At 45.6% G+C, this 20,225-nt stretch carries 19 protein-coding genes; 2 read left to right on the top strand and 17 right to left on the bottom strand.

Features of this window, described 5'->3' with window-relative positions; translation table 11 throughout:
- Positions 1 to 18: 18 nt before the first annotated feature.
- A complete protein-coding gene (locus HOP38_RS23525; RefSeq protein WP_198559134.1) occupies positions 19 to 1,641 on the bottom strand; it encodes a dihydroxyacetone kinase subunit DhaK in 1,623 nt (540 codons plus the stop codon).
- A gap of 346 nt (positions 1,642 to 1,987) precedes the next feature.
- Here HOP38_RS23525 and dhaK point away from each other — a divergent pair, with 346 nt between their 5' ends.
- Positions 1,988 to 3,046, top strand: a complete 1,059-nt coding sequence (dhaK, locus tag HOP38_RS23530; protein ID WP_198559135.1) for a dihydroxyacetone kinase subunit DhaK — start codon at positions 1,988 to 1,990, stop codon at positions 3,044 to 3,046.
- Between the two features lie 26 nt (positions 3,047 to 3,072).
- A complete protein-coding gene (dhaL, locus tag HOP38_RS23535; protein ID WP_124941370.1) occupies positions 3,073 to 3,708 on the top strand; it encodes a dihydroxyacetone kinase subunit DhaL in 636 nt (211 codons plus the stop codon).
- Positions 3,709 to 3,736: 28 nt separating this feature from the next.
- On the opposite strand, the gene dhaR is transcribed toward dhaL, so the two are convergent.
- From dhaR to urtA, 16 genes are all read right to left on the bottom strand, one after another.
- Positions 3,737 to 5,665: a dihydroxyacetone kinase operon transcriptional regulator DhaR gene (gene dhaR / locus HOP38_RS23540; protein WP_198559378.1), complete on the bottom strand. Its 1,929-nt coding sequence runs from the start codon at positions 5,663 to 5,665 to the stop codon at positions 3,737 to 3,739.
- Between the two features lie 164 nt (positions 5,666 to 5,829).
- Entirely contained in the window at positions 5,830 to 7,395 is a 1,566-nt protein-coding gene (locus HOP38_RS23545; RefSeq protein ID WP_088878828.1) for a BCCT family transporter, read from the bottom strand.
- A gap of 503 nt (positions 7,396 to 7,898) precedes the next feature.
- Entirely contained in the window at positions 7,899 to 8,300 is a 402-nt protein-coding gene (locus tag HOP38_RS23550; protein WP_038227197.1) for a DUF4345 domain-containing protein, read from the bottom strand.
- A gap of 99 nt (positions 8,301 to 8,399) precedes the next feature.
- Entirely contained in the window at positions 8,400 to 9,023 is a 624-nt protein-coding gene (gene ureG, locus HOP38_RS23555; protein WP_063604960.1) for an urease accessory protein UreG, read from the bottom strand.
- A gap of 29 nt (positions 9,024 to 9,052) precedes the next feature.
- Complete coding sequence (locus tag HOP38_RS23560; RefSeq protein ID WP_198559379.1) at positions 9,053 to 9,763, bottom strand: urease accessory protein UreF; 711 nt, start codon at positions 9,761 to 9,763, stop codon at positions 9,053 to 9,055.
- A 33-nt stretch (positions 9,764 to 9,796) separates the two neighbouring features.
- Positions 9,797 to 10,378 (bottom strand): HupE/UreJ family protein, encoded by a 582-nt coding sequence (locus HOP38_RS23565; protein ID WP_198559136.1) that lies wholly within the window; start codon positions 10,376 to 10,378, stop codon positions 9,797 to 9,799.
- Between the two features lie 41 nt (positions 10,379 to 10,419).
- The gene (ureE, locus tag HOP38_RS23570) at positions 10,420 to 10,872 is read right to left on the bottom strand and encodes an urease accessory protein UreE (protein WP_006074661.1); all 453 of its coding nucleotides are present in this window, start codon (positions 10,870 to 10,872) and stop codon (positions 10,420 to 10,422) included.
- A gap of 34 nt (positions 10,873 to 10,906) precedes the next feature.
- Positions 10,907 to 12,610: an urease subunit alpha gene (gene ureC, locus HOP38_RS23575; protein ID WP_198559138.1), complete on the bottom strand. Its 1,704-nt coding sequence runs from the start codon at positions 12,608 to 12,610 to the stop codon at positions 10,907 to 10,909.
- Between the two features lie 31 nt (positions 12,611 to 12,641).
- Positions 12,642 to 12,977 carry an urease subunit beta gene (locus HOP38_RS23580; protein ID WP_198559139.1) on the bottom strand — a complete coding sequence of 112 codons (336 nt, stop codon included), beginning with the start codon at positions 12,975 to 12,977 and terminating at the stop codon, positions 12,642 to 12,644.
- Between the two features lie 10 nt (positions 12,978 to 12,987).
- On the bottom strand, positions 12,988 to 13,290 hold the full coding sequence (ureA, locus tag HOP38_RS23585; RefSeq protein ID WP_006074658.1) for an urease subunit gamma: 303 nt from the start codon (positions 13,288 to 13,290) through the stop codon (positions 12,988 to 12,990).
- A gap of 34 nt (positions 13,291 to 13,324) precedes the next feature.
- Positions 13,325 to 14,248, bottom strand: a complete 924-nt coding sequence (locus HOP38_RS23590) for an urease accessory protein UreD (RefSeq protein ID WP_198559140.1) — start codon at positions 14,246 to 14,248, stop codon at positions 13,325 to 13,327.
- Positions 14,245 to 14,940 carry an urea ABC transporter ATP-binding subunit UrtE gene (gene urtE, locus HOP38_RS23595; RefSeq protein WP_006074656.1) on the bottom strand — a complete coding sequence of 232 codons (696 nt, stop codon included), beginning with the start codon at positions 14,938 to 14,940 and terminating at the stop codon, positions 14,245 to 14,247. The genes HOP38_RS23590 and urtE overlap by 4 nt, the downstream gene beginning before the upstream one ends.
- Position 14,941: 1 nt before the next feature.
- A complete protein-coding gene (gene urtD / locus HOP38_RS23600; protein WP_198559141.1) occupies positions 14,942 to 15,793 on the bottom strand; it encodes an urea ABC transporter ATP-binding protein UrtD in 852 nt (283 codons plus the stop codon).
- On the bottom strand, positions 15,790 to 16,938 hold the full coding sequence (gene urtC, locus HOP38_RS23605) for an urea ABC transporter permease subunit UrtC (RefSeq protein WP_198559142.1): 1,149 nt from the start codon (positions 16,936 to 16,938) through the stop codon (positions 15,790 to 15,792). Before urtC ends, urtD begins: the two co-directional genes overlap by 4 nt.
- A 14-nt stretch (positions 16,939 to 16,952) precedes the next feature.
- The gene (gene urtB / locus HOP38_RS23610; RefSeq protein WP_198559143.1) at positions 16,953 to 18,578 is read right to left on the bottom strand and encodes an urea ABC transporter permease subunit UrtB; all 1,626 of its coding nucleotides are present in this window, start codon (positions 18,576 to 18,578) and stop codon (positions 16,953 to 16,955) included.
- A gap of 100 nt (positions 18,579 to 18,678) precedes the next feature.
- A complete protein-coding gene (urtA, locus tag HOP38_RS23615) occupies positions 18,679 to 19,968 on the bottom strand; it encodes an urea ABC transporter substrate-binding protein (RefSeq protein ID WP_088878837.1) in 1,290 nt (429 codons plus the stop codon).
- Positions 19,969 to 20,225 lie beyond the last annotated feature (257 nt).

Below are 20,225 nucleotides of genomic sequence, written 5' to 3' on the forward strand. Positions count from 1 at the left end.
ATTGGAGTTAACTTATTATTAGAATTGGTTAAATACTGTTTCGACCGCAAATGCGCCAGGATCTTTGGTTCCTGATAAGCTGTCGCTATTCAGATATGAAGAACGGCCAGCGTTAGCATTTGTCATATTAGCGGTCGCTTCTGCGCCTGCTTTTGCTGCTTTAATTGCTGCATCGAACCCTTGCGCTACCCACTGATTTAAAGCGGGGTAAAGAGCATCAATCATTGTGCGGTCGCCTGGTTTGGCTCCGCCATATTTCATCATCTGCTCAAGACCCGCTTGCAAAGCTTTTGGTAATGAACCATTAAGGTCGTAGTCACGACCAGCTGAAGTAAACAGAATAGAAAGCAACACGCCAGAAGAACCGCCCATCACAGACGTTAAGCAATCGGCAATCGCTGCCATCAATTTAGCGATGTCTTGAAGAGGTAGCTCATTGGCCTCCAGTTTAGCCAGCACTTTGCTCGCACCAGCAGAGAAGGTGGAACCTGTATCGCCATCACCAACGATAGAGTCTAGATGATTCAACTGTGACTCAATGTTGATAATAGAATGGCAGACTTTTCTCAGCACCAACGCAGTTTCTTCATCGTAGGAAGCGGTATATTCCTTCTTAGTCACTCTGTTTTCGCAAGCCAAAGTTGGCAACTCACGATGTGCAACCATACCTGGCCAGGACTCTGTCTCTACATCAGCAATGAGTGCTGGCTCAATAGTTTCTGAAAGTTGAATCGTTGAAATCGAAAAACCTTTCATATCAACCGCAGTCATTAGCGCACCACTTACAATAAACTTGGCTTTCTGACCGACTTCAGACTCCATCAGCGCTTTCGCAACAACATTCATTTCTATCGGCGACAATCCACCTAAGTTATTAAGAATCAGGGCATTTTCCGTCGTAGGTTTCGCTTGATTTAACTTGTTAGCCATCAAAGCAACAAGCTCATTTGCTGTCGGTAGCTCAATCGTTTCAATACCCGACTCGCCGTGAATACCCAGACCTAACTCTGCTTTACCGAGCTCAATCCTGTCTTTGCTTTCTCCTGGAAGCGAGCAACTCGTCAGAGCGACTCCAATCGATGCCGTGTTCTCATGCGCGTCCATTGCCGCTTGCTTCACCTGCTCTAACGAACCACCACTCTCCGCAACGAATCCCGCGACTTTCTGTACAAATAGGGTTCCAGCGATGCCACGTGGCTGAGGGTTTTCTGGAATAGAGATATCATCACCAACGACAATTAGGTCAACCTTGTACCCCATCTCTTTTGCTTTCTCTACAGCAAGCCCGAAATTTAAACGGTCACCAGTATAATTCTTGATAATGACAAGGCAGCCCGAGTCTCCTGTTACATGAAGGATGGCATTAAGCACAGCGTCGACACTTGGTGCTGCAAACAAATCACCACATACCGCAGCCGTAAGCATACCTTTGCCAACAAACCCCGCATGCGCAGGCTCATGCCCAGAACCACCGCCACAGATAATAGCAACCTTGTCTTTTTGCCAATCGCTACGAGCAACGACTTTAATATCGTTATTGAAATCTAATAAGGTCAAGTTATTGTTTTTCGCCGCGTAAAGCGAACCAGAAATAGAATCTAAAACAAATGATTGCTTCGTGTTCAAAATAAGATCTGACATTTTAATCCCTTGGTTAATTGACGGCGTTACTTATTGGTAAATTTCCAAGTGCCGTTTAGCGTTGGAGTCATAATAAATAGCCAGATTGGAAATTAAGAAGTAATAGCGTTGAGATTGGTTTTGAATTTTGATTGTTGTTTCAATTATCCACTCATTACTATTTTCTTATTGGAGTGACTTTTAATTTCGTCACGTTTTTTTAATGGCCGCCACCCTGTTGTTTCAACTTGAAACTCAAGTAAAAAAACAGCTGTTTCATTTGGGAACAAATCAAAATCATTGCCACTATTCCTAGCTAGACATAAGATGGTCTCAGTCCCTACAAATAGAGCGTTTAGATAAAAACATGAAACAACTAATAAATGACGTCGAACAAGTGGTGCTCGATCAAGTGGCTGGACTCACTGCCTCTCGCCCAGAAATCAAAGTTAATGAGAGTCCTCTTTACGTTTGGCATGACCTCTCACCAAACCAGGTTGCTTTATTATCAGGCGGCGCTTCTGGACATGAACCCATGCACGTTGGGTTTGTAGGTAAAGGTATGGTAACAGGAGCATGTCCCGGCGAGATTTTCACTCGAGCAACACCTGATCAAATTTACGAATGTGCAAGTCGCGTCAGTACTGACAAAGGTGTGCTGTTTTTGATTAAGAACTACACCGGAGATGTACTTAATTTCAAACTGGCCGTAGAACTGCTGCAAGCAGATGGCATTAAAGTCGGGTCAGTTTTAATTGATGATGATATTGCAGTGCAAAATAGCTTATATACCACGGGACGCCGTGGAGGTGCTGGCACCGTTTTACTTGAAAAAATAGTTGGTGCAGCAGCCGAGCGTGGCTATTCGCTGGAACAGTGCGAAACACTAGGCCGTCGAGTGATCAATAACTGTCGAACTTTGGGGATCGCACTCAATGCTCCTATCGTGCCTGAAGCAGATAATCCATGCTTCGAACTTGCTGACAACGAAGTCGAGTTTGGAGTTGGTATTCATGGTGAACCTGGTATGAGACGCATCGAATACACCAATGCGAATGAGCTAGTCAGTGAAATGTTCACGACTTTGGTACAAGACGCTCCCTATTCGCGCTTCATCAACGTCTGGGATCGTGAAGAGAGTCACTGGAACGAAATCGAGTTCACCACTGAACAATTTGAACCAGACCATGACTATATCGTTATCGTTAATGGCTTTGGCGGTACTCCAGTTTCGCAACTATACGTGGCGTATCAACAGCTTGCCAAGTGTTGTCAGCAGGAAAATTTCAACATTGTAAGAAATATGGTCGGAAGCTACTGTACCGCTCTCGATATGGAAGGTCTCTCCATTACGCTTCTGAAAGCCGACAAAGAGATGATCGAACTATTTGACGCGCCCGTAGATACGCCAGCTCTTAGATGGTAACGAGCAGCAGTAAGGATACACAACTCATGCAAATCGAAAAACAGCACATTGTTAATTGGCTTGCTTTATGTGCGGAAGCTTATAGCGAACATCAATTATTTCTCAACAACTTAGATCGTGATATTGGTGATGCTGATCATGGCAAACACCTCAATAGAGGCTTTCGAGTGGTCGCTGAAAACCTACCTTCGGTTGAGAAACAGAACATAGCTACGATATTGAAGAATACGGGAATGGCTCTAATGTCTAATGTAGGTGGTGCCAGTGGCCCATTGTATGGCACGCTGTTCGTTCGTGCTGCTGCAACCATTGGCAGCCGTGAGCAACTATCCTTTCAAGAGCTCCTCAATGGCCTAACCAAAGGCGTAGATGGGATGCTTAGCAGAGGGAAAGCCCGTTTAGGAGACAAGACATTATGCGATGTTTGGGTACCAACGATAGAGCGCGCTCAAATGCACTTGGCTAAAGGGGTATCGATAGATGAGTTGCTGGATGATATGCTGTCTACCGCGGAAAAAAGTGCTGTATCGACGATAGAAATGCAAGCCCAAAAGGGACTTGCCAGCCACTTAGGGCAAGCTAGTGTCGGTCACCAAGATCCCGGTGCCACATCATCACTGATGATGATTCAGGCTCTGGTTCAAGCTATAAAAGAGGGTTAACCAACCACAAACGAGGTTGGCTAAGCACTCAACCTCGTTCCATCATACTGCTGATCTCATACTTTTTCACTTTGCGCCACAAGGTGGTACGGCCAATGTTTAGCGCTTTGGCGATGTCTTGCATGCATCCTTCATATGCTTTCCAAGCTTGAATGATCGTCTGTTTTTCTACTTCTTCGAGAGTAAGAATTGGCGCAGCGACCTCTTCATAAGTAATAGAACGCACCTTAATCTCATCCGGAATGTCGATTAGTTTTACCAGATTTGAACTTCGATTCAGCAGTATTCGCTCTATCTGATTGCGTAACTGCGAATTGTTGCCAGGCCAAGGAAAATCTAGGAGCACGGGCATGACATTTTTGTCGATATTGACCGCTATGTTATGGCGCTGCTCGTAAGTGCTGACCAACTTTAAGATCATATGCTCTAGATCGTCTTTTCGTTTTCTTAAAGGAGGTATCGTCAATTCATTTGCAGAAATATCATAGAAAAGCTGTCTCAAGAAACCGCCTTGAGACACATATTCAGCCACGTTTGATGTTGTACTGGTGATTAGCTGGAACTTTGCCGTGATAAGTCGTTGGCTATCACTACGGCTGGTCAGTCCCGTTTTTAATAGCTTCAGGAATGCTGCTTGCAATTCACTTCCAAGGTATTCGATGTTCTCTACATACAAAGTGCCGTTTTGAGCCAATTCGAATTTCGAAAGTTGTCCTTCTCCTTCATCGAATCCAAGAACATCTCTTAATTGCTGATGTGCGTTCGTCGAACGGCAATTAAACGTAATGAATGGTCCTTCTCTATAATCACTTTCGTTATGAATGGCTTTGGCAAGATCAATCTTCCCTACACCTTCTTCACCAGATATCAGTATCGGCATATCAGAGTTGATAGCGCGCTTAGCCACTCTCAGCACATGTTTCATCTTTTTGGAGACAAATGGCAAACTGCTAAATGAATATTTAGCATTATCGCCTACCTGCTGCTGAATCATATCTTTGAACTTATCTATGGGGTGGATAAAGAGTAAATTGGTCCCATCCGACATGCAGCGAAAAGTAACAATCGCTTCAATAAAGCGCCCATCGACTTCAAAAGTGGTTTTCTTACGCAGTACTGTTTCGCCTTTCTCGATTGAAGACATGATGTTTGGAGCAAAACGAATAACGTCAAATACATCTCGCTCAAGTAAGTCGTTGTTATTGATACTCAGCAGCTTCTCTGCTTGCTGGCTAGTGTAAGAAATTAAGTTATCACCATCCCAAGATAAGATTCCGTCATCAATATAATCCAATGCAGCACTATGAGCAGACTGGAGCCGATTCATGCTTTCCTGTTCATTCTGAATATGCAGTTGAAGACTCACCTCTCTAGCACATGAGGATGCAATGACCAGATTCTCCTTATTATAGTCTTGCGCATTTCTCACCAACATTATGGTTCCACAAAGCTTGCCATATGCGTCTATGATGGGTGCTGCTGCGGTGCCTATTTCGTGCAAATCTCGTTTAAAGTGCTCGCTTGCAAAGACCTCGCTTGGCATATTTGTTTCCATAACAAAACTAACCGCATTGGTACCAATTTTATCTTCACTTAAAAAACAGCCGACCTTAATGCCGAGCGCCTCCATCTTCGCTTCAAGCTCTTCATGCCCAATCGTGAACATTACGCAGCCGTTGTCATCGGTCACTAGCAATAGCAATTTTTCTTCGCGCAATAGATCATAAGTATCTTCAACTACCGTCGCTGCACAGTTAATAATGCGCTCGGTACGTCGTTTCAAAGAAGCTAAGGTATAGCCCGAAGCAATGTGAGGACGAGACCATTTATAGGCGCTCATCTGCTTTACGCACTTCTCCCATGATAGGAGGATAGGTGATGTAGCAAACTCAGGGGAGACCCATAAATGCTTCTGGAAAAATTCCCAGCGCTTTTTGCAATTTTCAATAGACTGCATTGAATGAGATGTCATAGGAGAAAGACCGTATTGCCGACAGTATATAAGGTTAGTGTTCTGTTTTTAGGTGTCTCAATCACAGTTAAGATACCCTATTTCCTAATGCTCAGAATTTATGCAAAAGGTACTATGTCGCTAGATTCATACATTAACAATCTACGATATCAGGGACTGGTCGACCTTTGAGGATTCATGGAGCTTGATGTCGAAAAATGGTCTTTGTAGCTCTTCCACAGCCACACTAACAAAGACGCATTCATCCCAATCACAACAAATAAAGCCGGCAAACCTCCTAAATTAGACATCATTTTTATGCCATCTACGCCAGAAAATGCCGTCATTGACCAAGCAACTAAAGCAATCACACTTCCCCATAGCACCTTTAGTTGAGCCTTCGCTTTCTTAGCTCGTTCATTGTCTTCATCATTCGATTCGATACATAAAGAAGAGATTGCCTCTGTATTCGAATCCGCAGCCGTCACATAAGCTAGGAAAGAAATAAAGATAAATAGGCAGATAAACAACATCGGCAGAGGTAACTGGTCAAGCAAGCCGTAAATTACTGCCCCGGGTCCATTCTCGTTCAGCAGAGCAAAGTAAGCGCCATTGCTGCTCATATCGAGCTCTAGAATCATTCCTGAGAATATCGCCATCCACATCATTGAGAACGTTGCGGGAATAACCAGGTTCACAATCAAAAATGTGCGAACCGAATGTCCCCTGGCTATTTTGCCTAGGAATAATGCCACGACCGGAGCCCACGCTAACCAATTTGCCCAATAAAATACCGTCCAGCTCTTAGCCCAGTTATCTCCATCTTGAAGGTTTAGTGAGAAGCTTCGGCTTACAAACTCAGACAGATAATTGGCTAACGCTTGGCTGCCATTGTGAAAAATGACGTCAGTTGGTCCAAAGAAAAACGCGGTTAAAGCTATCACTACGAAGATGCAAGTATTCACAGAAGATAGGCGTGCGATTCCTTTGTGTAACCCTGAAACAGAAGAGGCAACAAAACACACCACAATGGTTGCAATAACAAAGCCCAATAGCAATGCGCTATTTTCCCAACCGGTGACCTTTTCAATACCACTAGAAAGCACTAAAGCTCCTGTTCCCAAAGAAGAAGCCATTCCAGCTACCAGAGCAAACATGGATATTGAATCAACAACGCCACCTACTTTGACCGAATATCGCTTACCTAATATTGGTTGCAGTGCCGCACTAATGGAAAATCGACTGCTTAGGTTATAGAACGCCAATGCAAACGCCAGAGCTGGAATTGCATAGATTGCAAATGGTGTAAATGACCAATGCATATACATGGTAGAAAGAGCAAAATCCGCGGCTTGCGCTGAACCTGGAAGTAGGGAAAGTGACTTCGGAGGAGCATAGAGGTGGTACAACGGCTCTGCCGTAGCCCAAAACAACATACCTGCCGCAGTGGTGGTACAAATCGTAATCGCTCCCCAACGCCATTTACTTAGTATCGGTTTTGCACCCTCGCCACCTATAGTGACACGACCTAAAGGAGAAAAGAACACCACAATACACGTCAAGACCATCACAAATGCCCCAGCTGAAAACAGCCAATCAAATGTGTTTAAAATCCAAGCGTTGATTCTGGTTGTGATTTCTAGAAAAGCCGGTAGGTCAACAAGACTAACAAGTACCGCAACGATAAGAAAAAAGAGTGGCGGCAAAAAGATCTTAAGCCTTAATATGTTGCTCATGAATCAATCCTTTATTTTAGGATCTTCGCTGCAGGCGATTAATAATAAATGCAATTGCAATTCTATAATTAATCACGCTCTCTACCCCTCATGAATAAAGGCGTGACATAACCTGGCATATCGAGCGAGAAACCCTTTAAATTAACTATTCGTTGATTTTTAAAGCAGGAAACCAATATGAATCTTGGTTTATATGTTGTGATTTATAATATTGTCTAGCTGTGCCTAAACTACGTCCAATATTACGTTCATATTATGAACCATCTACCCGCGAATAATTCTAATCGAGAGCTATCCTATTCATGAAAGCTCTATAAAAAAAGAAACTATCGACTATTTACAGCTAAAGTTTGATGGTTATGTCAATTTACCCAACAATCGGGTTACCTCTTTTGGAAACTACCAAGACGATCACTAAATTGCGCACTTCCGCCCCCATCCGTTTCAGATTGAAACACACCTCTTGTTTGATAATTCCATTTTGAAACATCCTCTAGATACGCTTACTTAAAGTAAAACCTCCGCTTTGGCAGCTTCCAAAGAATAAATAGCCCCCAAACTGTGAAAAAGGCTTCTGCAAGTAGGTAAAGTAGCATGGTATCGTTGGGTTGAGACTCGATTGCGATACCAACCGTGCGAGCTAGTGCCATAAAGCCCGCCAACAGCGTGGATGCGACCACCGACACTTTCAGTGTTTCATTTTTTATGACGAGCAGAATGAGAATGATACCGACTGCGACAGACATACCTCCGTATGTTGCGCGAACATCAATGCTGGCAGAATAAGAAAATAGAGCGCTATCGGTGACGCGTTCGAATAGAGTATTGGGAGAGAGTGTAAACAAGACACCGTAACCGAAAAAAATCAGAGCCGTAATCCAGACCATCAATTTTGCTTGTATCATAAAAGTCCCGCTAGAGAAGCTAACTATCAGAAGTGTAAGTCACAACTCTCAATAATGCGGGATTTTCGTTTTGCTCTTGGTTATTAAGAGAGCGGATTCTTAACTATGAAACTCAAGCATACCTTGTGTCAAAATGAAATCGATGATGGTATCTAGCCCCTTGCTCTCTTTAAGGTTAGTGAACACATAAGGCTTCACAGGACGCATTCTTTGCGTATCTTGTTCCATCACTTCAAGTGAAGCTCCAACATAAGGGGCAAGGTCAATCTTATTGATAACCAATAGATCTGAACGGGTAATACCGGGGCCACCTTTACGGGGAATTTTTTCACCCTCCGCCACATCAATAACGTAGATGGTAAGGTCTGCAAGCTCTGGGCTAAAGGTCGCACTCAAGTTGTCGCCACCACTTTCAACAAAGACCACATCAAGATTTTTGTGGCGTTTTGCCAACTCCTCCACCGCCGCTAGATTCATCGACGCATCTTCACGAATTGCCGTATGGGGGCAACCACCAGTCTCTACACCAATAATTCTATCGGGTTCCAATGCTTCTGCTCGTGTCAGGATTTTGGCATCTTCTTGGGTATAAATGTCATTGGTTACTACGGCGATATGTAACTTATCGCGAATCGCCTTACAAAGTACTTCTAGTAGTGCTGTTTTGCCCGAGCCAACAGGACCGCCAATGCCAATTCGTAATGGTTGTTTGTAACTTTCCATAGTCTTTCCTATCTCCTCCGCTGTTTCCTCTAAGAACGAAACAGTCTGGTATATTGTGTTTCGTGTAGGCTGCTGGCGATGGAAACCGCAGGAGTGAAGCTGCCAATCATCCACTCTTCGGTCGCCTGTGCAATTGCTAATGTTTCAGCAAAATGGTTTGATAAATTGATAAGTGCCAACTGTCCATCAGTCTGACCTAGTGGCACCAGTTTAACGCCAGCCATCACCAAGTTTTCGGCCCAGCTCCATAGGTAGCCTTTTTTTAAGTCGGTTAACTCGATATTCCAGTACACTGCAGCGACGCATAGTCCGAGAAGCTGTGTCGCTGGGTAGTCACTGAGTTCAATGTCTGGTAGTTCAACTTCCAGACGCTTGAGTAGCGTATTCAAAGCAAGGCCACGCTGCTTCTCTTCTGCCCGTAACTCTTTGGTTTCTCGACTGCTGTAGAGGCGTTCCGTAAGCCGCTGTATTTGTTCGCTATCTTTTGACTCTACCGCCGCATACAAACGTTCAATGATGGGCAGTTCCAACGTCGCAACACTATTAAACAGCATATTCGCTAACCAGGTTTCCATTGATTCGCGATTTGTTACCCAGCACGCCTCTACCGCCCACTCTAATCCTTGCGAGTATGTAAACCCGCCAATCGGCAGTGATGGGCTTATCAGCTGAAAAAGTCGGTAACTAGCAACATCACCGCTAACAACCTCTGCATTTGATGTGCCTTTGTTTGACACCATCGCGTCATCTTCTGCTGCGTTTGAGGCCATACATTAAGATGCCATTAAGAATGCAGAACTCAGCGCCGCAACACCAACCGCCATCCAACGTGAAGCGACTAAATGGCCAATTTGAATTCCGACAGCCATTAACACCATCGCACCCATCGCCATTCCCATAGAAAACTGACCAAGTGTGCCTTGCGCTTCAACGCCGTGAGCGTAACCGTGAAAGAACATCATGCCGATACACAAACCAACAGCCAGCTTCACCATTTGCTGCGATGCGCTAAATACTTGCCAGATGGCCGCACTAACGACAAACAGAGAGGCGACAATGGCCATCTCCACACCAGAGACTAGACCAAACCATTTCCCGGCGAGTAAACCAGCCATAAGAGTTATCAGCGCTCCCACAAGTAAGCCTATCTTCTGAGCTTTGCTTACCGTTAAACAGCCTACCAACAAACCGAAAGCAACAAGCATAATAAGGTGATCAACACCTGTGATGGGGTGCAGCAAACCGCTGGTGAATGCCATTGAGTCGTGCCCCGGATGAGCAAAAGCAAACGCTGGGGTTAAAAATGACAGCGCAGTTGTTGTCTTGAACACTAATTTGGCGAACTTTGATTTCATTGAATATTCCTTTTCTTGTTATTGGGCTTAATAGGTATTAATTAATGATGATGGTGATGACCGCCACTCTTGCCGCCATATGCCCCACCTTCTGGCTCGAACGGAGCGAGCTCTACTGAAACGGTGGCACCTAACCCTTCGACCATTTCATCCAGTACATGATCATGTTGGTAACGAACCCAACCAAACTCGACTTGTAGCGGTACATGTCGGTTGCCTAGGTGATAAGCAACGCGGGTTAGCAGATGTAGGTCACTACAATAGATGGAAGAGACCTTTTCCGGCGCAGCTTTCACTTCTATTACTAAGCCGCAGCGGCTTTTTAATTGCTCACCACCGCGCAGAATATGACCTCTGGGCAAAAACAGCCCTGCGTCGCGACCATCATCGAGAATCACTTTCAAACGGCTCTTGATTCGACTGTCAATCGGCAAACTCAAGAAGGCATGAGGCCGAGTCGTGGGTTGTTGGGTAATTTCTACTAGCTCTATCACTGTGTTGTCCTCAATGCTTAACTGTGTGTTTTTATTAAAATAAGAAGTAGCGCTGCGCCATTGGCAGTACATCCGCTGGTTCACATACCAACAATTCGCCATCCGCTCGGACTTGATAGGTCTGGGAGTCCACTTCAATATTTGGCTGCCAATCATTCAGCTTCATGTCCGCCTTACTGATGGTGCGACACTGTTTAGCAACACCGATGAGGCTGTCCAATCCGAGTTCCTCAGCTATTCCAGCGTTTTGTGCCGCTTGAGATACAAACAACATCGATGTGTGCTGAGAAGCCTTTCCGTAGCTACCAAACATCGAACGATAGTGAACAGGTTGAGGGGTAGGAATCGAGGCGTTAGGGTCTCCCATTGGCGCCATAGCAATCATGCCACCTTTGAGAATGACACTTGGTTTTACGCCAAAGAAAGCCGGTTTCCAAAGCACCAAATCAGCCAACTTACCCACTTCAATTGAGCCAATTTCATGAGCCATGCCATGGGTAATAGCAGGGTTAATGGTGTATTTAGCGATATAACGTTTCAGTCGGAAGTTATCGCTATAGTTTGAATCTTGCGGCAGACTTCCACGTTGTACTTTCATCTTATGCGCGGTCTGCCATGTGCGAGTAATCACCTCGCCAACTCGTCCCATCGCTTGTGAATCTGAGGCGATCATAGAAAACGCCCCAAGATCGTGAAGAATGTCTTCCGCGGCGATCGTCTCACGTCGGATACGCGACTCAGCGAAAGCAACATCTTCTGCGATCGAAGGGGAAAGGTGATGGCACACCATCAACATGTCCAGATGTTCATCCACCGTATTTACGGTATAAGGTCTGGTTGGATTGGTAGAAGAAGGCAACACGTTAGACTCCCCTGCCGCCTTAATGATATCTGGCGCATGACCACCACCCGCCCCTTCTGTGTGATAGGTATGAATAACTCGGTCACCAATTGCCCCCAACGTCGATTCAACAAAGCCCGATTCATTCAATGTGTCGGTGTGAATCGCCACTTGCACGTCCATCTCATCCGCGACGGTCAAACAAGTATCAATAGAAGCAGGTGTGGTTCCCCAGTCTTCATGCAATTTTAAACCAACCGCACCTGCGGCTACCTGCTCACGTAATGCCTCTGGCTGACTGGCATTGCCTTTCCCTAGCAAACCAAAATTCATTGGGAATTGGTCGAGGGACTCCAACATACGATGCATATTCCAAGGGCCCGGAGTACAAGTTGTCGCGTTAGTACCAGTATTCGGCCCGGTACCACCACCGATCATGGTAGTAACACCAGACGCAAGCGCTTCTTCGATTTGTTGCGGACAGATAAAGTGGATATGTGAATCAATGCCTCCAGCGGTAAGGATTGAGCCTTCTCCTGCTAACACTTCGGTTCCGGGGCCAACAATAATATCGACACCGGGCTGAATGTCGGGATTCCCTGCCTTACCAATCGCTGCGATACGGCCGTTTTTCACCGCCACATCGGCTTTAACGATCCCCCAATAGTCGAGGATCAGCGCGTTTGTGATAACGAGGTCTGGTGTTTGACTGCTAGGCAACTGGCTTTGCCCCATGCCATCACGAATGACTTTGCCACCGCCAAACTTAACTTCATCACCGTATACCGTGAGATCTTTTTCTACTTCTAACCAGAGCTCAGTATCCGCTAAACGAACTCGGTCACCCACCGTAGGACCAAACATCTCTGCATAGGCTTGCCTAGAAATACTCGCCATTATTCTTCCTTGTTGTTTTGAGTTAGGCGTCTTATAAACTGCCCATGACCTTACCTTGAAATCCGTAGACTTCGCGTTTACCCGCAAAAGCAACTAGCTCCACTGTGCGTGATTGTCCGGGTTCAAAACGCGTTGCTGTACCGGCGGCAATGTTTAAACGAAATCCTCGCGTCGCTTCACGATCAAAGCTGAGTGCATTGTTCACTTCGTAGAAATGGTAGTGAGAACCTATCTGAATCGGACGGTCACCAAGGTTTTCAACGGTCACCGTTACTGTGTCTCGCCCCGCATTGAGCTTAATATCGCCTTTTGCGGTTTCAATTTGTCCCGGGACAAAGCCCGAGTAATTTGCTGTCGATGCTGCCATAACTCCCCCGCTAAACAATGGGTTCGTGGACGGTGACGAGCTTGGTCCCATCGGGGAACGTGGCTTCAACTTGCACATCAGGAATCATCGAAGGTACCCCTTCCATAACTTGGTCAGATGTGAGTAAAGTGCGTCCGAAATCCATTAGTTCTGAGACCGTTTTTCCTTCACGTGCCCCTTCTAAAATGGCACTTGAAATAAACGCTACCGATTCAGGATAATTAAGCTTTAGCCCTTTCTCTTTACGCTGTTTTGCCAACATCCCGGCGCAAAAAATCAGCAGTTTGTCCTTCTCTCTTGGGGTTAATTCCATTTAATAACCTTATGTTGTGAATATTGAATTTCGATCAAGTTGCCCAGATTCTTGGAGGCTCAGGACAGTCACCAGTCCAATGCTCGCGAACCAACTGCCAGATCTTTTCGAAGCACGCCAAGATCACTTCGCTCCAGTTTCCTAAGGCACGAATAACCAGTAAATTTTCTAACTGGCTCGCAGCAATCAACACTGCGCCTTCTTTGTGTTCTTGTTGCATGTTATTGAGCAAGGTCTGTACCAATTGGTAAAAATCCTCATCATCAACTGAAACGTAAACCGTCCCCATCATTTGATAATTCAATAAGCCTCTACTTTTCAATAATTTATCATTACCACGAACATTCAAACCTTCAGTCAGTAGCAACTGCTTATCAAGATAAACCTCTGTTTTTCCAAGCAAATGACCTGAGCTAAATCCCTCATTTAGTGCAGGCCGCCCAAAACAGTGCATTTCCCAGCCCAAAAACTGTGCACCACGCTCCAAATGGATTTCGGTATCAAGGCGAACATGTGCATCAGGAAAAAAGATGTTCTCTTGCGGTAGCCACTCCAAGCGAGAGCCGCTAGCAACATGCAATGTCTGCTTTTGCTTGGCGTATTTAGATTCCGAACGATAAAATTTGGTCGCTCCTGGGGTGGTAATAAGTGATTTGGCTCCTTGAATGGCATGCACACTGATCTGTAGAGTGTCTCCACCAACGACTCCTCCGGGAGGATGGAGCAAGTAGGTATGACAAGGGTTGCCCTCTGGATACAGAGGGCGCTGAATGGCGAGTGGACCTTGTTGAGAGCGGTGTTTTAATACCGTTTTATCGCCGCGATCAATAAAGGTTAAGTCGAGACTCGCTTTCCAACCAAATTGAGTGTGAGCGTCTATTACTTGTCCAAGCAAACCCTGAAGTGCCGTACTTGAATTGACGTCCATTTCTTTCTGATTTGTCGCTGGTGAACTCATACTGTGAGGTACTCCTTAATTAACGCATCGTCTAGGGTCGACATCTCACCCGCCGCAACTTGCCTGCCACGATCCAGAATGCAGAATTGGTCTCCTACTTTTCTGGCAAAAGGCAGTTTTTGCTCCACCAGCAATACTGTTAGGCCAAGCTTTTCATTCAACATTCTAATGATGTCACCAATCTCCTGGACGATATTGGGCTGTATGCCTTCGGTAGGTTCATCGAGAATCAACAGTTTTGGATTAACGACCAAAGCTCTACCAATAGCTAGCTGTTGCTGCTGACCGCCCGACAAATCGCCACCGCGACGATGTAACATCTCTTTCAAGACTGGGAATAAATCGAAGATAAATTCAGGAATGCGTCTATCGCCTTTGTCACGAATCGGCAGACCAACTTCGAGGTTTTCTTGAACGGTCAACATGGGAAATATCTGTCGACCTTGAGGAACGTAACCAATACCCATACGAGGTCGAGATTCTGCGTCATGCTTAAGTAGCGACTCTCCGTTTAATTGAATATCTCCGCTTGAGACTTTCACAAGCCCCATAACACACTGAAGTAGCGTGGTTTTGCCCACGCCATTTCGTCCCATCAGTACGGTGCACTTACCCTTCGGAATCGACATGTCCAAATCCCACAAGGTATGACTTTCACCATAAAACTGGTTCAATGACTGGATCTGCAACATATTATTCCCCTAAATACACTTGTTTTACTTCTGGATGAGATTGCACTTGATCCATGGTTCCTTCAGCCAAGACATGTCCTTGATGGAGCACAGTTACGTGACTGGCAATAGAACGAACAAAATCCATATCATGCTCTACCACGACCACCGAGTGTTTACCCGCCAGCGAGTTCAATAGCTCCGAGGTGCGATCCATTTCTTGATGAGTCATGCCTGCTACAGGCTCATCCACCAGTAACAACTTGGGGTTTTGCATCAGCAACATGCCGATCTCTAACCATTGCTTTTGTCCATGCGATAAGTTGCCAGCCGTCAGCGTGGAATGAGCTTGCAAATGAATCAGCGTCAAAACTGACTCTAACTTGTCCTTTTGCTCGCCAGACAGTTTGGCAACAAACGTCCCCCAAACCCCGCGAACGCCGGACATAGCCAACTCTAAGTTCTGCCAGACGGTTAGACATTCAATAACGGTCGGTTTTTGGAACTTTCTACCAACGCCTGCATTGGCAATTTCAGACTCGTTCATTTTTAACAAGTTAATATTAGAGCCCAACCAGACTTGCCCTGTGTCTGGCTTCGTTTTGCCCGTGATGATGTCCATCATGGTGGTTTTTCCCGCACCATTGGGACCAATGATGCAACGTAACTCCCCCTCTTTGATATATAGGTTGAGATCGTTGATGGCCTTAAACCCGTCAAAGCTTTTGTTGACCCCTTCCACGTACAGAAGGACGTTATGACGAGTATCAATTAGGGGGTGATGATCCGGTGTTAAAAAAGAGAACACTTCGTCTCGACGAGTCAATTCTTGAACTGAGCTTTTCAGTTGTTGGGCTCGATGCAGCGTCGTCATACTGTGACCTCCTCTGCCTTAGTTTTCGGGTTAGATGCCTTTTTGCGGATTTGTTGAACTTTGTCGGAGAAGAAGCCAATCAAACCTTTAGGGAAATACATCGTTGAGAGGACAAACAACCCACCCAACGCAAACAACCACACTTCTGGAAACTCGACCGTAAACCAACTCTTTGCATAGTTGATCACCAATGCCCCTACAATGGCACCGAACAAGGTAGCGCGACCGCCAAGGGCAACCCAGACAACCACTTCAATGGAGTTGAGAGGTGCAAACTCACCAGGGTTAATGATGCCCACCTGTGGGACATATAAAGCGCCCGCAACACCTGCTATGACTGCCGATAACACAAAGATCCAAAGCTTGATACCATCAACGTCATAGCCCATAAATCGGGTTCGTGACTCAGTATCACGAATCGCCATCGAAACACGCCCTAATCGGCTACTAATGATGGTTCGACAGACCACATAACTCACCACCAAAGCGATGCCAGTAATCATAAATAGCGCAATTTTGGTGGCATCCTGCTGTAAGCTAAAGCCCAAGATGTCTTTAAAGTCAGTGAGACCATTGTTGCCACCAAACCCCATCTCGTTACGGAAAAAAGCCAGCATTAATGCGTAGGTCAAAGCCTGAGTCATTATGGATAAATACACGCCCGACACACGAGAGCGGAAAGCGAGATATCCAAATACGTAAGCCAAAGCACTAGGCACCAACACTACCATCAAACAAGCAAACCAGAATTGGTCAAAGCCCTGCCAAAACCAAGGGAGAGCTTGCCAGTCTAGAAACACCATAAAGTCCGGTAAAATAGGATTACCATAGACACCCCGATCACCAATTTGACGCATCAAGTACATGCCCATGGCATAACCACCTAAAGCAAAAAAAGCCCCGTGCCCAAGACTCAAAATCCCTAGATAACCCCAGACTAAATCCACAGCGAGTGCCAACATGGCGTAACTGAGATACTTGCCCATAAGTGAAATGGTGAAGGTTTCAACATGAAGTGGGTGACCTACTGGCAACAAGGTGTTCGCCAGTGGCACGACAACAACAGCAACTAGGAGAGCCAGAATGGTAAGCTGACCACCCCTATCTCCCCTTAATGCCGATAGAACAAAAGATTTAGATTGCATAGTGTCAGTTATCCTTAACCTTCAGCCGCTCGCCCGCGCTGTGGAAATAAACCACGTGGACGTTTTTGAATGAACAAAATGATGAATACCAATACCAAGATTTTGGCCAATACCGCCCCAGCCCAAGGTTCAAGGATCTTATTGAATAGGCCAAGGCTTAATCCCGCAACGAGCGTTCCCCACAAGTTACCAACGCCACCGAACACCACCACCATAAACGAGTCTATGATGTAGGCTTGTCCCATATTCGGGCCCACATTGGTGAGCTGGGATAACGCCACTCCTGCCACTCCTGCTACTCCAGACCCTAGCCCGAACGTCAAGGCATCCACTCTCTCGGAGCGAATGCCCATTGCTCTCGCCATAGCTCTATTTTGCGATACGGCCCGAACCTGCAAACCCAGTGGGGTTTTCTTAAGCACCATCACCAAGCCGATAAACACCATGATGCAGAACAAAATGATGTAAAGACGGTTATAGGTAAGTGACAACATTGGGTTGACTTGCAGCGCACCTGACATCCAATCAGGTGTGCTCACTGAGCGATTAAGTGGAGAGAAAATGGAGCGCACAGCTTGCTGCAGGATCAAACTGATCCCGAAAGTCGCTAGCAAGGTTTCTAGTGGTCGACCGTAAAGATGACGAATGACGCTTCGCTCAATGGCAATACCTACTAGTCCAGAGACAATAAACGCCATAGGGATAGAAAGAATCAGCGCTAGACCAATTTGGTTTGGCATTAACTGCTGCATGACATAGGTGGTGTAAGCACCGATCATAATCAGCTCACCATGGGCCATATTAATCACACCCATCACACCAAAGGTGATAGCTAACCCGATCCCTGCGAGTACCAAAACTGAGCCTAAGCTGAGCCCGAAAAATACCGTCTCAACCCCTGAGTAGAATTTTTGACTCTGTTGATAGCGGTCTAATGCGCGCTCTGCTTCAGTAAGCACGAGTTCGTCAGTTTCCGTTTTCAGCACTTGATTAAGCGTTGATAACACTACCGATTGTTTGTAGTCAGATAGAACATCAATGGCGGCAATCCGCTGCTCAGTGGTGTTACCTGTTAGCGCGTCATCAATGGATAGTGCGAGACGCAACAGGCTTGCAATCTCTTGCTCCGTTTCAATACTGGCTCTTTGTTTAAGACGGGAGATAACTGCATCGTCGGTTTGCCCCACTAATGCCGTTACTGCATTTAAACGAATCGTCGCATCGGCATGATCCAATCCGAGCGAGGCAATTTCTAGACGAATTAAACTTCGTAGCTTGTTGTTTACTCGAATTTTTTTGAACTGACGAGAAGACTCGACATCGAGAGTAGTATCGCTCCATGCACTGACGACTTGAGCCGCATTGCGGATATCGCTTGATAGAAATAATTGTTGGTATTGGTCACTCGATTTGTCATTGAAATAATACAGATTGCCATGTAGCCAAGCGGTTAACACAGATTTAGCGACGTCGCTGGGTTCGTGGTCCACGAGCCAAGACATCGCCGCTTGTTTTTGAGGGGTGCTTTTTCCTATGAGCACTTTTGAGAAAGACTCTCGGTCACTTACGTTTGCCAACGCGACATTCGTACTCAAAATTAAGAACACGACCACTTTCAATAATTGAGTTATGTTTTTCATGAAATGCGTCCTTTGCGTTGCCCTCTCTTGAAATACATTGAGGACAAGATCTAAAAGGTGCTTTCACGAGAAACCGTGAAAGCACCATACTGTCTAGCAACTAGTTTGCGCTTCCTGAGCACTTACCAGTTTCGACGTTGAACGCACCACAAGAAAATGGTTTAGACCAACTAGAATAGAGCTTTGCAGATTCTGGCAAGAAGTTTGACCATGCATCACCAGCCACTAAGCCCGTAGTTTCCCAAACGATATCAAACTGCCCGTCGTCTTGAATCTCACCGATCAAAACAGGTTTGGTAATGTGGTGATTAGGTAGCATAGTCGAGTAGCCCCCAGACAGATTCGGCACCGAAACACCAATTAGCGCATCTTGAACTTGTTCTGCATCCGTCGTACCCGCATTGGTTACCGCTTGAGTCCACATATTGAAACCAATGTAGTGTGCTTCCATTGGGTCATTCGTCACTCGTTTGTCACTCGCGATAAACTTCTGCCAAGTTTCTACAAATTCTTCATTTGCCTGCGTGTCGACACTCATAAAGTAGTTCCAGGCTGCCAGATGCCCGACTAACGCCGACGTATCCATCCCAGATAGCTCTTCTTCACCCACTGAGAATGCGACTACGGGAATGTCCTCCGAAGAGACACCTTGCGCGCCTAACTCTTTATAAAAGGGGACATTCGCATCGCCATTAATCGTAGAAACCACCGCCGTTTTTTTACCCTCAGAGCCAAACTTCTTAATGTCTGAAACAATCGACTGCCAATCAGAATGACCAAATGGCGTGTAACTGATCATGATGTCTTTCTCACTGACGCCTTTGTCTTTTAAGTAAGCTTCTAAGATCTTATTCGTCGTGCGCGGATAAACATAGTCCGTCCCTGCCAGCACCCAACGCTCGACGTCCAGTTCGGTCATCAGATAGTCAACGGCAGGAACGGCTTGCTGGTTCGGCGCGGCACCAGTGTAGAACACATTCTTCGAAGACTCTTCGCCTTCGTACTGCACTGGATAAAATAAGATGCTGTTTAACTCTTCAAAAACGGGCAACATCGACTTACGAGAGACCGATGTCCACCCACCAAACACCACATCTACTTTTTCTTTTTCCACTAATTCGCGAGCTTTCTCCGCAAACAATGGCCAGTTGGAAGCTGGATCGACAACCACAGCTTCTAGCTGCTTCCCGAGTAAACCGCCCTTTTTATTTTGCTCTTCCACCAGCATTAAGATGGTATCTTTTAGCGTGGTTTCACTGATGGCCATGGTGCCAGATAAGGAGTGCAATACTCCGACTTTAATCGTTTCTTCCTCAGCCACTGCTATACCCGATACAAGCGCCATTGAAGCACTCACTGCAGCAAGTTTAAGTTTGAACGTCATGTTCATGTTGGATATCTCCTTATTATGAATAGTTATGTCTAACTTTCATATTTCAAGAAGAATGCCAGATATGATAAGAATAATTACATAACCTCAACCAACTGAATATTAAAGCTTTTATCTCAACCAACTCCAGATTGAAGCTTAATACTCATTCTGGTGCGCTGCATATTGGTGCAATCATAGGTAGAATTTCACCAAGTTAGCGATATCTCTCGCAATATTTATCACCTGTCTTTGTTCTTTAGCCTCAAGCTAGAAAA

The sequence above is a fragment of the Vibrio mediterranei genome (assembly GCF_013364395.1).
GTDB lineage: Bacteria > Pseudomonadota > Gammaproteobacteria > Enterobacterales > Vibrionaceae > Vibrio > Vibrio mediterranei.